This window comes from Pseudomonas vancouverensis (assembly GCF_004348895.1).
Classification (GTDB): Bacteria; Pseudomonadota; Gammaproteobacteria; order Pseudomonadales; family Pseudomonadaceae; genus Aquipseudomonas; species Aquipseudomonas vancouverensis.
In genome coordinates this window covers 55236-69638 of the sequence record NZ_RRZK01000036.1, presented here as the reverse complement: position 1 = coordinate 69638, position 14403 = coordinate 55236, and the positions used below count along the sequence as shown (strand labels likewise).

Genomic DNA, 14403 nt, shown 5'->3' with positions numbered 1-14403 from the left:
TCGCTGTATCGCCATCATTACTGTGAACGTGCCCGAGGAGAAGTCGTGGATTCCCGATTGAATGCTTTTCTTGAACGCGCCGATGCCGTTCTGGCCCGTATCGAGCCCTTGTTGCCCGCGCCTCGTCCCGCCATTGACTGGACGCAATGCCTGGCTGCGCGCTGGCAGCGGGAGACCCGTGGCGGTTATTTGATGCCGCTGGAGGTCAGCCTCGACATGCGCTTGTCCGACTTGATCGGTGTCGACCGCCAAGTGGAACAACTGGGGCGTAATACCCAGCAATTCCTCGATGGCATGCCGGCCAACCATGCGCTGCTCTGGGGTTCCCGCGGCACCGGTAAGTCGTCGCTGGTGCGGGCATTGCTGGCCGAACATGCGCAGGCCGGTCTGCGCCTGATCGAGATCGAGCGTGATCATCTGGCGGACCTGCCGCGGGTGGTCGAACAGATTGCCAAGCTGCCCCAGCGCTTCGTGCTGTTTTGCGATGACCTGTCATTCGAGTCGGGCGAGGGCGATTACCGGGTACTCAAAAGTGTCCTCGATGGCTCGCTGGAACAGGCGCCGGACAATGTGTTGCTGTATGCGACTTCCAACCGCCGTCACCTGGTACCGGAGAAGGAAAGCGACAACGAAAACTGGAAACGCGTGGACGGCGAACTGCACCCCAGTGAGGCGGTGGAAGACAAGATCGCGCTGTCGGACCGTTTCGGGCTGTGGCTGTCGTTCTATCCATTCACCCAGGAACACTTCCTCGACGTCGTCGAGCACTGGATCGGCCAGTTGGCCGCCAAGGCCGGCCTGCCCTGGGAGCGGACCGAGGAACTGGACATCCTGGCAGTGCGCTGGGCCACTGGCCGAGGCAATCGCAACGGGCGTTGCGCCTATCAATTTGCCCGTTACTGGGTCGGACTGAAACTGTTGGAGCACAAGGCATGATCGATTTACAGCAAAGCGGCCAAGGCCTCGAAGGCTACGGCATGCTGCATGCGCAGCTGGAATCGCTACTGGCGGACGAGCGCGACTTCATCGCCAACGCCGCGCAGTTCTCGGCGTTCCTGTTCAATCAACTCGAGGACCTGAACTGGGCCGGCTTTTACCTCAATCGCAATGAAGAGCTGGTGCTGGGCCCGTTTCAGGGGCAGATCGCCTGCGTGCGAATTCCGTTCGGTCGCGGTGTTTGCGGCACGGCGGCGGCCACCTTGCAGACGCAGTTGGTTGAGGATGTTCACGCATTCCCGGGCCACATTGCCTGTGACAGTGCGTCCAACAGCGAACTGGTGGTGCCGCTGATCAAGGACGGCCGACTGATCGGTGTGCTGGATCTCGACAGCCCGAAACTGGCGCGCTTCACTGCGCAGGATCAGGCCGGCATCGAGCAGCTGGCAGCGATTTTCCTGCGCCTGACCGACTGCTGATCACACTGTCAAGCCTGCCTTGACCAGCAGGCTCGACGGATCCACGGCATCGATCTGGGCTGGGTCGAGAAAGCGCCTGGCGTACTGCAGATAGATTTGCGCCTTGATGAACAGCTCGAACAGATCGGGGTCGATGTGTGCATCCCGGCACATGAAGGCCATGATGCCCAGGGCTTCACTCAGGGTCTTGGCCTTCTTGTAGGGGCGATCGGCAGCGGTCAGCGCTTCGAAAATATCGGCTATTGCCATCATCCGTGCCGGCAGGCTCATTTCCTCGCGCCGCAAGCGTTTCGGGTAACCGCTGCCGTCCATCTTTTCATGGTGACCGCCGGCGATCTCCGCGACACTGCGCAGGTGACTGGGGAAGGGCAGGTGGTTGAGCATCAGGATCGTCTGCACGATGTGGTTGTTGATGATGTAGCGTTCCTCGCGCGTCAGGGTGCCTCGCGTGATGCTCAGGTTGTACAACTCGCCCCGGTTGAACTTGTGTGCGGGCACATCGAGTTTGAAGCCCAAGGGATGGTCCTGCGCAATCAGCTCGCTTTCCGGCCGTTCGAACAAGTGTTCCTGTTTGTCCGCGAGCAGCGGTTCACTGACCGGCAAGCTCGCCGCCGGCATACGCGCCTGACGGCGGTTCTCTTCCCAGGACACGCCCAGCCGATCATCCAGGGTACGCGTCCAGGTCCGTTGCGCGAGGCTGTTCAGGCGCTGCAGATCAGCGTCATCCATGGCTTCGCTGCCGAGGTTGCAGCGAGCGACAAAGGCAAAGTCATCATCAAGCCCGGCCAATTGCGCATTGCGCAGTTGCGCCAGATGTTGCTCGTCACCCCCCAGGGCGATGGCCTGCCAATAGTTGATCCAGGCATCGCGTTTGAGTACCTCGAAACGGGTGCGGATTTCGTGGATACGGTCGTACAGGGTTTCCAGCTTCGTCGCCTTGTCGACCACGTATTCCGGCGTGGTGACCTTGCCGCAATCGTGCAGCCAGGCGGCAATGTGCAGTGCCTCCCATTCGTCCTCGGTCGGTTGATAGCCCTTGAACGCAGGTTCCTGGCTGGTGGCAGCGGCCTGGGCCAGCATCAGGGTCAGTTCCGGCACTCGCTGGCAATGCCCGCCGGTATAAGGGCTTTTTGCATCGATGGCACCCGCCAGCAACTGAATGAAAGCATCCAGCAGCTGCTTTTGCCTGGCTTGCAGGCGCTGACTTTCGATACTCACGGCAGCCGCGCCGGAAACGGCCTGAAGAAACGCGATGCGGTCAGGTCGCAGTTTTGCCAGATCGCTCTGGTTGCCCGTGTCGGCCAACAGAAACGCCAACAGTCCCACGGTCTCGTTATGGCGATTGTGCAGGCGAATGCCAATCAGATGGACCCTGGGGCAATCGAGTGCCAGGAGTATTTTTTGCAGGTCGCCGGCCTGCTCGAAACCCAGGTTGCTGACCGTATTGTCGGCATGGGCCAGCTGCCGCACCCAGGCCGGGCTGTGTGGGTCATCGAGCGCATGGCCAAGGATGTCATACGCGGCCAGGTCGACGGCGCTGTCGTTGATGACCAGACCGTGAGGCTCCATGCGATCGCCGTCACCTTCACGCAGGTAAATCAGCCCGGCCTGGGCCTGGCCGATTTTCGTGGTTTCAAACAGTACCCGTTCCAGCAAGGGGGCAAAACGGGTTTCCGCACTCAGGCTATCGGTGATTTGGAAAAAACTCGCCAAGGTATCTTTCATGCGTGCCATCGACACGCTCAGTTGGTCTACCTCCAGTACTGGTGAGCGACGGGACAGCGGAAAGTTGAAGTCGAAGCTGCGAATCGCATCGGCCTCCTGCACCAGCGCCCGCAACGGCTTGACCAGCACTCTTGATGTCAGCCAGCCCAGTGGCAGGCACAACAGCAGGGTTGCCAAGGTAATCAGGGCGCCTTGCCAGCGCATGCGATAGGCATCGACCAGCAATTCGTCCTCGGGTACCAGCAGTGCCAGTTGCAACCCCTGGGGCCCGCCCTCCTGCATGCTACTGCGGGCCACGATCCACTGGTGCCCCGCGGCTTTCAGGCGCTTGCCTGGCGGGGGATCATTGAGCAGTGCGGCAAGAGCGGGGCTCAAGTCCGCAGCCTTGATCAAGCGTGTGGTTTGATCATCGACAAGCAGTCGGCGGCTATCGGGATAGGCAATGGCATTGCCTTCTGCATCGAACAGCACGATTTCAGTGTTGGGCGTTACCACGTGCTTGGTCAGCGTCGCGCTGAGATCGGCCAGGGTCAGGTCAGCACCCATGACTGCGTTTTCGTTGCTGCGTCGGGCCAGCGTCGTACCGATGTTGTGAGTGGAGAAGAAGACGTAGGGTTCGGTGGTGATCTGATCGTCGTCGTTGTGCGCGTTGGTGAACCAGGTGCGGGTACGCGGATCGTAGCTGTCGCCGGGATTATCCTGGCGGCTGATCAGGGTCAGGCCCGGATCGAAGAACAAAGACTGCGAGTGAGACTGGCCATTACTGCTGTGCTCGATGCTCCACACCTGATACGTCGCTGCTGGTGGAGCCTTGAGCAGGTCTTTCAAAGCCTTTGTGCGCAGCGGGCGCACCATGAAAAAATCACCGTTGTTGTAGCCGACATACAGCGATGCCAGGTTCGGGTTGTCCTGCAATGCCTGGGTGAAGGGTCTCAGGAGCACCAGGCGTTGCTCCAGCCCGGGTGCCTGGGTCGCCGGATCGAGCACCAGCAGGCTCAGCAGATGACGTATCGGCTCATAAGTGGCTTTCAGATCAAGGCGGACATCCTGCTCGATGCGGTTGAACAGCTTCTCACTGCTGGACAGAATGATTTGCGTGGTTTGTCGATAATTGAAAATGCCCAGTACGATACCGGTCAGCAACAGCAGAAAGGTGAACATCACGCTGATATGGACGTGCAGCGGAAAGCGGCGTGGGTCCGGGCGCAGTGGGTTGGGCATTGCAGGTCTTCTCCATGATGGATAACGCACTGCTGAGCGCCCAAGCATAGTTAAGGCTCGGTCATTTTGCTGTCGCCGTTTTGCCCGGTCTGATGCAGCAGCGCGTGTTCCAACTCAAGGATGGCACGCTCCATGGTCTCGCAGCATTGCGTAATGCTATCGGCATGGTCCTGGCACGCTTTCTCAAGGGCTTCGCAGCGCTCGATCAATCGTGTGGCCTGTACGATTCGGGCAGCGCCTTTTATTTTGTGGGCGATATCGCGCAGGGCCTGTCTGTCTGCGGATTGCGCCAAGGCCAGGAGGGTTTTCAGATCCAGGCGATTGCTGTTGATCAACTCAGTCAGCAAGCGCTTGTTCAATGCCAAGTCCCCGCCGGTCAACAGGTGCAGGTCCTGCAGGTTGAACACAGTCTCTTCAAGGCTCGGCGATATGGTTGCTACCCACTGGCTCAAAGCACTCAGGCTCAGCGGTTTGAACAGGCAATCATCCATTCCCGCTTGCTTGCAACGCTGCAGCTCCTCGGGTTGTGCGTTGGCAGTGAAGCCAAGAATGGTACAGGCCGGTTGTTGCTGCTGCTGTTCGATTTGGCGAATGGCCCGTGTCAGTTCGTAGCCGTTCATGATCGGCATGTTGCAGTCGGCGATGACCAGGTCAAAGGTGTCGCCTGTCCAGGCCTGCAGGCCCGCCTGGCCATTCTCGGCGACTGCGCATCGGTGACCGAGGTATTCCAGTTGCTGGCACATGAGCAGACGATTGGCCGCGTGATCGTCGACCACCAGGACGTTCAAGGGATGGCTGGCGGGACTGATTGTCGCTTCGCTGGGCGCAGGTGTGTTCTGGGGCGACAGCGCGTCCAGTTGCAGCGAAACCTCGACCTGAGTGCCGATATCCGGTTCACTGCTCAGGACCAGGCTGCCACCCATCATTTCGCAGAGATTACGGCTGATCACCAGGCCCAACCCCGTACCACTCAAGGCCGACCGCGTGGTGCTGCCGGCTTGGGCGAAAGGTTCGAACAGCCGTAGCTGGTCCTGCTCGCTGATGCCAACGCCACTATCGAGCACTTGCAAATGCATCCGCACCCGCGAAGTATCCTGCGTCAGATGCAACTCGAGCATCACCCTGACCTGTCCCTGTTCCGTGAACTTGATGGCGTTGCTGATCAGATTGGACAGCACCTGCTTGAGACGCAGCGGGTCGAGCATTACGTCTACGTTCGGGTTGTCGGGATGAACCGTCAGCAAAAGTTCCAGGTTCTTCTGCCGTGCCAGGCCCTCGAAAATCCGCACCACCGCCGTCACCAGCTCTCTGGGGTTGACACGCTCCGGGCTCAGGCTCAAGTGCCCGGATTCAATCCGGGCTATGTCGAGAATGTCGCCAATCAGCTCCAGCAAACCCTTCGCCGAGTGGTAGGCAATATCGATTGAAGGGCGGTCCGGATGCCCTCGATCAATACGTTTGAGTGTCAGTTCGAGCATGCCGATGATCGCGTTCATCGGCGTACGTATTTCATGGCTCATGGTGGCCAGAAAAGTACTTTTGGCCCGATTGGCTTCATCGGCCCGTTCTTTGGCACGACGCAGGTTATCGAACAACTCCCGCCGCTCGCTGATATCGATCCAGCCGCCGATGATGCCCTGCACGGTGCCGGCGGAGTCGCGATAGGGAAGAATCCAGTGATAAATTGTCAGGCGACGACCATCGACGTGCAGCTCACGATCGACAATCAGTGGCTCGCCTTCGGTTATGACGCTCAGGTAGTCGGCCTGATACTCCCGGGTTTCGAAGGCATTGCTCAGGGTACCCGGCAGGGCACCTTTTCCCATCACGTCTTCGCGCGTGACAGCCAATACCTGCAGATAACTGTCGTTGCAGCTTTGCAGCAAACCCTGGCGGTCACGCACGTAAATGGGATGAGGCGTGCCGTTGACCAGTGAACGCATGAACTCGTACTGGTCGTTCAACGCGCGCTCGGCCGCCTTGCGCTGCTTGATCTGCAGCCGCATGTAGCCGTTCCAGGCAAAGGAAACAAGCAGCAACACACTGGCACCGATGACGATCTGATAGAACAGGCGGTGATAGTGGCGCCAGGTACTTTGTGAGGACGCCGAGTAGCCGCGCCAGCGGTTGTTGATGATACCCAGTTCCTCCGGGGCGATGCTCAGCAATGCCTTGTCGAGGATGGCGTTCAGTTCCCCGGCGTCGCGGGCGGTGGCCAGGGCGAACGCGGCCTGCTCGGTACCGATCGTGGTGCTGATCTGCAAGTTGTGTTCGAACAGCTGTGAAGAGATGAAATAGTTGGCGACGATCAAGGAGTTCACCGCGCCTTCAGCCTTGCCTTCGGCGAGCAGTTCCACGGCGCTGAAGCTGTCGGCCGTTTCTATCAACCTGATACGGGGAAACTCCTTTTGCAAGTAGTCTTTCAGGGGATTGCCACGGGCAATGGTCAGGCGCTTGCCTTTTAGTTGTGAAAGATTGTCCGGGCTATCCACCGTCTTGCGGGTCAGCAGGACATAGGAATTTTCCAGATAGGGGCGCGTGAAGTTCAGGCTTGACTGGCGCTGGCTGCTGGGAAGCAGGGCAGCGATCATGTCCGCCTTGTTGTCCTTGATCTGCTCGATCATCTCGTCGTCGCTGCGACTGCGGCGGATGTCGAAGCGCAAACCGGTACGCAGCCTGATCAATTCGAGCAAGTCGGCGGTCACCCCGCGAAAGTTTCCGTCGCTGTCGAAGAACGTCAGGGGGGCAAAGGCTTCATTGACCACGACACGCACGATGGGATTGAGCTTGAGCCACTGCTCCTCGCGATCGGTAAATTGCAGTTTTTGATCGGTCAGCAAGAGGTCGCTGCCCGCACTCCAGCGTTTGGCGATGTTCTCGCGTTCACCAGCAGGCATGTCCATGATCATTGCGTTGATGATGCTTAGCAGTTCGGGATTGTCCCTGTGCACTGCAAAGCTGAAACCCTGCGCTTCATGTTTGCCGAAATTGGCCATGCGAATATTGTTCAGGTAGCCCTTGTTGATCATGTAATGGGTCGAAATGGTGTCGCCCAAAAACACATCTGCCTGGCCAAACGCAACGGCATTGATTGCGTTCTGGTAGGACGGGTAAGGGGTAATGTCGGCCTTGGAGTAGAGCGCCTTGACCTCCGACAGCGGCAAGTAGTGGTAAACCATGCTCAAGCGCAAGTCGGCAAGGCCATCGGTCAGGGGGCGGGTTTCCCCGATACGAGTAACCAGTACGGGTTGGTCGACGGCATAAGGAATCGACAGTGCAATGTTGCTATTGCCCGCTTCGAATCCATTGGCGGTGCCGAGCAGATCGACATCGCCGTTTTCCAGCGCTGCGATGGCGGCTCCCCGGGATTCATAACGTTGAACCCTGATCGGCAAGCCAGTGGCCTTGGCCAGGATATCGGCGTAGTCAGCAGTGAAACCTTCATAATCGCGACCGCTATTGGTCAGGTCGAAGGGGGGGTAATCGGGTGCCGAGGTGCCGAGAATCAGCGTGCGTTTCTGATTGATCCACTGTTGTTGTGATTCATTCCAAAAGAGCTCAAGCGGCCCTGTCTGCGCTCGACTCAGCAATGTGTAGTTTTCGCTTGCCTGTGCCGCGAGCAGCGAAGTGCCCAAGCAGAGACCGGCAATCACCCGGGTCAGATAGTCCTTTAAACGACTGGGCATCCCGAACCTCACACCAGAGCATTACGTTTTGCCATCTCGATAAGTTCAACCAGTGATTTGGCATTGAGTTTTTGCATGAGACGTTTTTTATAAGTGCTGACGGTTTTGTTGCTCAGGAACATGCCTTTGGCAATTTCTTTATTAGTGCGTCCTTGTGCAAAAAGTTGTAACACCATTAGTTCTCGATCATTCACTGATTTGAACAGTTCCAGCTCGACGCACTGCGCTTCATCGCCTCGCGCAGGGTTTAGTGCTTCACTGGGGAAGTAGTTGTAACCGGATAAGACCGCTTTTATCGCGCTGACCAGCTCGCTTAGTTCTTCCTGTTTGCATACATAACCCGATGCACCGGATTGCATACAGCGAATTCCAAACAGCGTGGGAGATTGAGCGGTCAATACGAGGGTCTTCAAAGAAGTATTCATGGTGTTGAATCGCGATAACACTTCAAGGCCATCCAGCTTTGGAATGCTGATGTCGAGTATGACCAGGTCGGGCATGCACTCGCGTACCATTTGCATCGCGTCGACTCCATTATCCGTCTCGCCGACGACTTTATAACCTTCATGTTCCAGGAGCATTCGAACGGCAAGGCGAATAACAGGGTGATCGTCGACAATAAAAACGGAGTTCATAATAAAATCCCATGCGAGCTCAAATAAAGCGCGCACCTTAGCTCAGATGACCGGAATTACGTATGAGCCAAGGCGCCTGTAGTGGCAATATAGGAAACGTCCTACGCAATAACAAGAAATGGACTACAGGCTAACTGGATTGTTATAAGGAAAGTAAAGTTACATATGTGTTTAATTGTAATATTTTTTGCGGTGCCCTATGGGCGTGCTGGGCCGTTTTTTTTAAAGGAAAATCAGTGTTTCAAGTGTTGGTTAGTGTTAAAAGATTTCTAAGTTCGTATTGCTTGAGTGGCTTTGTCAAATACCCCAGTAGCGGTAATGCAAGCCTGGAAGCCCTTATTTTTATCTCGTCAAGTTCGTAGGGGGTGAGGCTGCTTAGAATAATTGCCCGTCTTATCATTCTATGACGGTTGGCAAGGCGCAGAAGCTCCAGGCCGGACAGGTCGGGCAGGCACTGATCGCATAAAAGCAGATCGAATGGCCGCGTGGCACTGAACATGAGTTGCATGGCCCCTCCGGCACTGTCCACGGGGGTCAATTGAGTGAAGCCATAACTCTCCAGCAGGTACTGAGTGGCTCTGAGTTGGAACGGGTGATCTTCCACCAAGAGGATACGCAGATCATCTTCAGCCATGGCGACATACTCATCCGTTGAGCAGAGGGAGTGCGATTGTTTCCTGAGGATTGGCGGGCAAGCGATCAGTTAGCGCGGCATGTTCTGTAGGGATATTCAGCGGAGATTGAACGTATTGGGTTTTTAAAGGGTGAATCAGCCAGATCGTACGGCGAAATGGCTGATCAACCCGTTCCTCAATGACTTGAGCGTCCGGTCATCTCCAGTGCCATATCGCTCGCGTAGCTGTCCGTCATGCCGGCAATGAAATCAATCATTCGCAGAAATGAGGTGTGCAAGGGGCCGTGAGGGTCGGGCGCATTGTTGCCCAATAAGTCGAGGATGCGCCGACTCTTGAACGAGGGCGCGCGTCCTCCATGCTGTTCCAAAGCTGCACCGCAGAAGGCATTGAGGAGAATTTCCAGGGTGGTGTAGGCACCTATTTCGTGGAGAGTCTTGCGCTTGTCCTGAAAGATTTTTTTGCGTGCCATGTCTTTTGCATTCAGGACACAACGTTTGGCTGGCCCATGCATGTGCTCCACCAGATCACCGGGTAACGTGCCGGCGAGCAGTGCGTCCTGCTGTTCGACAAAGGCACGGGCAGCGGCGTTGGTCAGGTGTTCTATGGCCTTGCCCCGCAGGATCGCCAGTTTGCGCCGGCGCGAATCCCTGGGACCGAGTTGACGATAGGTTTGCGGCAGGTCGTCGCCGACCAGATCCAGCAAAAGCGATTCGACCTCGGCGTATTGCAGCAGCTCCATCTCCAGGCCGTCTTCCAGATCGATCAGTCCGTAGCAGATGTCATCGGCGGCTTCCATCAGATACACCAGTGGATGCCGTGCCCAGCGTTGATCGTCCAGTTGGGGCAGGCCGAGTTTGTGGGCAATCTGCTCGAGCAGCGGCAGTTCACTCTGGTAGCAGCCGAACTTGTGTTTCTTGTAGCCCAGGGAGTCGGCGTGCCGGGCTGTCCATGGGTACTTGAGGTAGGTACCCAGTGTGGCGTAGGTCAGCCGTGTGCCGCCGTCAAACTGGTGGTATTCCAACTGCGTCAATACTCGAAAGCCCTGGGCGTTGCCTTCAAAATTGAGGAAGTCATCGCGTTCGGTCTCGCTCATTGCATCCAGCCATCCACGCCCGGCAGCTTGTTGAAACCAGTGGCGGATGGCGTCCTCACCGGAATGGCCGAAGGGTGGATTTCCGATGTCATGAGCCAGGCAAGCCGATTGCACCACCATCCCCAGGTCGCTCGGTTCGCACCAGTCGGGCAGGGCGCTACGAATGGTTTCACCCACCCGCATGCCCAATGAACGCCCAACACAACTGACTTCCAGTGAGTGGGTCAGGCGTGTGTGAATGTGATCATTGCTGGTGACCGGATGGACCTGGGTCTTGCGCCCGAGGCGGCGGAATGCCCCCGAGAAGATGATGCGATCATGGTCTTTATGGAAAGGGCTGCGGCCAAGTTCTTCAGGGCTGTGCAGAGGCTTTCCAAGTCGTTCGCGGGTAAGCAGGGTATGCCAATCCAAGGCGTGGTCTCTCCGTCAGGTGACTGATGGCCTAGCTTCCTGTTTCACGGCCGGACCTGCAAGCGCAACTACGATCCGTCGGTCTCGATATTGATGAGCTGCAACACCCACAGCCCGACTTCCTTCACGTGAAGGATGTCAGTCTGTGGGTATTGCAAGAGCGCAGCCAGGATCAGTGAGTCAGGGTTTTCGCGCGGGGCCCTGCAACACCAGTTTGATCAGCGGCCCCAACGTAGCGCCCAGGCGCGCCAGGCGGGTCAACTTACTGATACCGTCGCCATGCTTTGCACTCTTGCCGGTCAGAAAACCTAGCAGGGTGACTGCCGCCATGCCCCACAGTGGCGCGTGCTTGATGCCGAAACCGTCTTGCAGGTTTTGTGTCATTCCACGTACTCGCTGCAAGGGTTGCAGCAATTGCGCGGATTCGTGGCGGATTTCCTGGCGATGCATTTCCATGCGCAGGCGGATCAGCGCCTTGCGCATTTCGGTACGCGAACTGTTGCGCGGTAGTTCAGGCAGGCTCATGGCAGCAGTCGCTCCCGGTCATTGGCCAGCTCTTCGAGCGTGCCATGGAAAGGCGAAGACTCGTCGAAAATCGCCGCCCGCAAACGCATTGCGCAGAACACCGCCGCGAGGGAATAGAACACACAAAGTCCGATGATGGCGGCCAGGCGATAGGTGTCCCAGAACACGATCAGCACCAGGGTCGAAAGCCCCACCAGCAGCAACAGGGCAAACACCAGTGCCAACCCGGCAAACAACAACAGGCTTACCGTGCGGGCCTTCTGTTCCTGCAGTTCGATACCGAACAGTTCGACATGGCTGTGCAGCAATCCAAGGAATGCGGCACCCAGGCGCCGCGTCGAGGAGCCTGTGCCCGTCGTAGACGAGCTGGATTCATCGATTGCCATATCAGCGACGGCTGGCCAGCAGGCCAATCAGAAAACCCACCCCAGCCGCGATTCCGACTGACTGCCACGGGTTGGCCTGGACGTAGTCCTCAGTGGCCGTAACAGCCGCTTGGCCGCGCTCACGCAACGAGTCTTCCGTCAGCTTCAAGGTCTCGCGGGCGCGCAGGAGGCTGTCGTGGATCTGGCTGCGCAACTCATCGGCCTGATCGCCGGCCAGCGTGGCGGTGTGTTCCAGCAGGCGCTCGGTATCGCTGACCAGGGTCTGAAAATCGTTCATCAGAATTTCTTGAGCGGTCTTTGCCTTGATGCTGGCCATGGGGGGATCTCCTTAAGGTGGCGTTCTGAAGCGTTCGAGTATGAGCCTTGAGCGAAGGTTCAGTACAAATGACTGGTACATCTTTTGCTTTGTCGTGGTGCGTCAATCTGTGTTGCTGCGCCATTGCCGCGCAGGACTTCAGTCAATTCATGATGCCAACAATCAAGAACACGCGCCTGCGTCAGCGGCATCTTTTTGCCATGATGCAATCAGTGCACCAAAAGAGTTCGCCCTGATCAGGGAGTCGATCGGGCAAAGCCGCAACTTGGTGCGTGAGCTGAAAGCGCGAACCGCTTTGGTGCTTTTTTCAGCCATAAGGTCTGCCACCCCATGGAAAACCTGCAAAGCGCTGTGGACACCCTGGTCCATAGCTCCAATACGCTGTTCATCCTGATCGGTGCCGTCATGGTTCTTGCCATGCACGCCGGTTTTGCCTTTCTGGAAGTCGGCACGGTTCGCCAGAAAAACCAGGTCAATGCGTTGTCGAAAATCCTCAGCGACTTCGCGGTGTCGACCCTGGCCTATTTCTTTATAGGCTACTGGATTTCCTACGGGGTGAATTTCATGCAACCGGCGGCGGTACTCAGCGCCGATCATGGTTATGGGTTGGTGAAGTTTTTCTTTCTGCTGACGTTTGCGGCAGCCATTCCTGCAATCATTTCCGGAGGCATCGCCGAGCGCGCACGCTTCGTTCCGCAATTGTGCGCTACGGCGCTGATCGTTGCGTTCATCTATCCCTTTTTCGAAGGGATGGTCTGGAACGGCAACCTGGGCCTGCAAGCCTGGTTGCAGGCACGTTTCGGTGCCGGCTTCCATGACTTTGCAGGTTCCGTGGTGGTCCATGCCATGGGCGGCTGGCTGGCGCTGGCGGCGGTATTGCTGCTGGGGCCACGTAACGGGCGTTATCGCGATGGGCGCCTGGTGGCCTTTGCGCCCTCGAGCATTCCTTATCTGGCCTTGGGGTCGTGGATCCTGATTGTCGGCTGGTTCGGCTTTAACGTCATGAGCGCCCAGACCCTGCAGGGCGTCAGCGGGCTGGTCGCGGTGAACTCCTTGATGGCCATGGTCGGCGGTACCATGGCGGCGTTGATCGTCGGACGCAATGACCCGGGCTTCCTGCATAACGGTCCGCTGGCCGGGCTTGTGGCCATTTGCGCCGGTTCTGACCTGATGCACCCGGTCGGTGCTTTGGTCACTGGCGCCATCGCGGGTGCGCTGTTTGTCTGGTGCTTCACCGCCGCGCAGGTCAAATGGCGGATCGACGACGTGCTGGGGGTGTGGCCTTTGCATGGTCTGTGTGGCGTATGGGGCGGGATTGCCTGCGGTATCTTCGGTCAGAGCGCCCTGGGCGGACTGGGCGGCGTCAGTCTGATCAGCCAATTGATCGGTACGGTGCTGGGCGTGGTCGTGGCGTTGGCCGGTGGCTTTGCCGTGTATGGCACGATCAAGGCATTGCATGGCCTGCGTCTGAGCCAGGAGCAGGAGTACTACGGCGCGGACCTGTCGATTCACAAGATTGGTGCCGTCAGCCAGGACTGAATCAGGCGGCGCGCCGGCTCGACGACTTTTCCGGGCCGGCCTAGAATGAGCACTTCATTTTCTGGTTGAGTGCTCATGCTGCCCGAATGTCAGTTGTTCGGTACCTTGGGGTGCCATCTCTGCGAAGTGGCCGAAGCCATGCTGATGGAGTTTGTCGAGCGAGGCCTGCTGGTGGAGCTGGTGGACATTGCCGATGACGAAACCTGGTTTCAAGCCTACAGCTTGCGCATACCGGTGTTGCGGCGGGTGGATACCGGTGCCGAGCTCGGCTGGCCGTTTAGCGCCGATGAAGTGGTCGCGTTCCTGCGTTGAGTGTTTTGCACGGACGGTGTTCTCCGCCTGTCGAACTATGTGACAGATCCCTTGGCTAATTCGACGTTGTTCCGGTACTGTATGTGCATACAGTTACTTGTGGTTGCTGCTCGTGCGGTTCAGGACTGAGCAGCCAAGCCCGGCGCAAGAAGGATGAATCATGGTCAATGTCGAACAGTTGAAGAACAGCGTGAACCGGATGTCCGCCGATGTGGTGCGTGAAGCTGTCCTTGAGTTGCAGCTCGATGGCCTGGTGACCGAGGGCAAGACCCCGTTCAACAAAACCCATTTCAATACCTGTTTTGCGGAGATCGAAGCGTTGTTCCAGCGTGCAGGCTATCACCGGCAACTGGATGTCGTGGGTTATCAGGGGTTGTTGTACGCGCTCTATGATCCGGGTCGCTGGGAGGCGGTCGATGTACTGCGCTGGCTCAAGGAGTACACGGAGGCGGCAGCCCGCGCACGGATCCCGGCGTGAGGATTCTCTTCTAGGTTCGCCCGCGC

At 57.8% G+C, this 14403-nt stretch carries 13 protein-coding genes; 5 read left to right on the top strand and 8 right to left on the bottom strand.

Annotation, left to right across the window (positions count from 1 at the left end; genetic code table 11):
• Positions 1-45: 45 nt before the first annotated feature.
• Both EIY72_RS27950 and EIY72_RS27945 read left to right on the top strand, forming a co-directional pair.
• The gene (locus tag EIY72_RS27950; RefSeq protein ID WP_093224876.1) at positions 46-936 is read left to right on the top strand and encodes an ATP-binding protein; all 891 of its coding nucleotides are present in this window, start codon (positions 46-48) and stop codon (positions 934-936) included.
• Positions 933-1415, top strand: coding sequence for a GAF domain-containing protein (locus EIY72_RS27945; RefSeq protein WP_093224873.1), 483 nt, complete (start codon positions 933-935; stop codon positions 1413-1415). Before EIY72_RS27950 ends, EIY72_RS27945 begins: the two co-directional genes overlap by 4 nt.
• On the opposite strand, the gene EIY72_RS27940 is transcribed toward EIY72_RS27945, so the two are convergent.
• From EIY72_RS27940 to EIY72_RS27905, 8 genes are all read right to left on the bottom strand, one after another.
• On the bottom strand, positions 1416-4361 hold the full coding sequence (locus EIY72_RS27940; protein WP_093224870.1) for an HD domain-containing phosphohydrolase: 2946 nt from the start codon (positions 4359-4361) through the stop codon (positions 1416-1418).
• Between the two features lie 50 nt (positions 4362-4411).
• A complete protein-coding gene (locus tag EIY72_RS27935; RefSeq protein WP_093224867.1) occupies positions 4412-8047 on the bottom strand; it encodes a transporter substrate-binding domain-containing protein in 3636 nt (1211 codons plus the stop codon).
• 8 nt (positions 8048-8055) lie between these two features.
• Entirely contained in the window at positions 8056-8682 is a 627-nt protein-coding gene (locus EIY72_RS27930) for a response regulator transcription factor (protein ID WP_093224865.1), read from the bottom strand.
• Between the two features lie 241 nt (positions 8683-8923).
• A complete protein-coding gene (locus tag EIY72_RS27925) occupies positions 8924-9316 on the bottom strand; it encodes a response regulator (RefSeq protein ID WP_093224863.1) in 393 nt (130 codons plus the stop codon).
• A 176-nt stretch (positions 9317-9492) separates the two neighbouring features.
• Complete coding sequence (locus EIY72_RS27920) at positions 9493-10821, bottom strand: deoxyguanosinetriphosphate triphosphohydrolase (protein WP_093224861.1); 1329 nt, start codon at positions 10819-10821, stop codon at positions 9493-9495.
• Between the two features lie 180 nt (positions 10822-11001).
• Positions 11002-11346, bottom strand: coding sequence for a hypothetical protein (locus EIY72_RS27915; RefSeq protein ID WP_093224859.1), 345 nt, complete (start codon positions 11344-11346; stop codon positions 11002-11004).
• A complete protein-coding gene (locus tag EIY72_RS27910) occupies positions 11343-11732 on the bottom strand; it encodes a phage holin family protein (RefSeq protein WP_093224857.1) in 390 nt (129 codons plus the stop codon). Before EIY72_RS27910 ends, EIY72_RS27915 begins: the two co-directional genes overlap by 4 nt.
• 1 nt (position 11733) lies before the next feature.
• The gene (locus EIY72_RS27905; protein ID WP_093224854.1) at positions 11734-12048 is read right to left on the bottom strand and encodes an ElaB/YgaM/YqjD family protein; all 315 of its coding nucleotides are present in this window, start codon (positions 12046-12048) and stop codon (positions 11734-11736) included.
• A 330-nt stretch (positions 12049-12378) separates the two neighbouring features.
• Between EIY72_RS27905 and EIY72_RS27900 the strand changes: the two genes are divergently transcribed.
• From EIY72_RS27900 to EIY72_RS27890, 3 genes are all read left to right on the top strand, one after another.
• Complete coding sequence (locus EIY72_RS27900) at positions 12379-13587, top strand: ammonium transporter (protein WP_093224851.1); 1209 nt, start codon at positions 12379-12381, stop codon at positions 13585-13587.
• Positions 13588-13662: 75 nt separating this feature from the next.
• Positions 13663-13899: a glutaredoxin family protein gene (locus tag EIY72_RS27895; RefSeq protein WP_093224848.1), complete on the top strand. Its 237-nt coding sequence runs from the start codon at positions 13663-13665 to the stop codon at positions 13897-13899.
• Between the two features lie 160 nt (positions 13900-14059).
• Positions 14060-14377, top strand: a complete 318-nt coding sequence (locus EIY72_RS27890; protein WP_093224845.1) for a transcriptional regulator — start codon at positions 14060-14062, stop codon at positions 14375-14377.
• The last annotated feature ends 26 nt before the right edge of the window (positions 14378-14403 follow it).

What these genes read in the sequence shown, in the direction of transcription:
- EIY72_RS27890 (WP_093224845.1), top strand. Translation starts at nt 14,060, where the DNA reads ATGGTCAATGTCGAACAGTTGAAGAACAGCGTGAACCGGATGTCCGCC.
- EIY72_RS27910 (WP_093224857.1), bottom strand. Translation starts at nt 11,732, where the DNA reads ATGGCAATCGATGAATCCAGCTCGTCTACGACGGGCACAGGCTCCTCG.
- EIY72_RS27895 (WP_093224848.1), top strand. Translation starts at nt 13,663, where the DNA reads ATGCTGCCCGAATGTCAGTTGTTCGGTACCTTGGGGTGCCATCTCTGC.
- EIY72_RS27935 (WP_093224867.1), bottom strand. Translation starts at nt 8,047, where the DNA reads ATGCCCAGTCGTTTAAAGGACTATCTGACCCGGGTGATTGCCGGTCTC.
- EIY72_RS27900 (WP_093224851.1), top strand. Translation starts at nt 12,379, where the DNA reads ATGGAAAACCTGCAAAGCGCTGTGGACACCCTGGTCCATAGCTCCAAT.
- EIY72_RS27905 (WP_093224854.1), bottom strand. Translation starts at nt 12,048, where the DNA reads ATGGCCAGCATCAAGGCAAAGACCGCTCAAGAAATTCTGATGAACGAT.
- EIY72_RS27925 (WP_093224863.1), bottom strand. Translation starts at nt 9,316, where the DNA reads ATGGCTGAAGATGATCTGCGTATCCTCTTGGTGGAAGATCACCCGTTC.
- EIY72_RS27940 (WP_093224870.1), bottom strand. Translation starts at nt 4,361, where the DNA reads ATGCCCAACCCACTGCGCCCGGACCCACGCCGCTTTCCGCTGCACGTC.
- EIY72_RS27945 (WP_093224873.1), top strand. Translation starts at nt 933, where the DNA reads ATGATCGATTTACAGCAAAGCGGCCAAGGCCTCGAAGGCTACGGCATG.
- EIY72_RS27915 (WP_093224859.1), bottom strand. Translation starts at nt 11,346, where the DNA reads ATGAGCCTGCCTGAACTACCGCGCAACAGTTCGCGTACCGAAATGCGC.
- EIY72_RS27930 (WP_093224865.1), bottom strand. Translation starts at nt 8,682, where the DNA reads ATGAACTCCGTTTTTATTGTCGACGATCACCCTGTTATTCGCCTTGCC.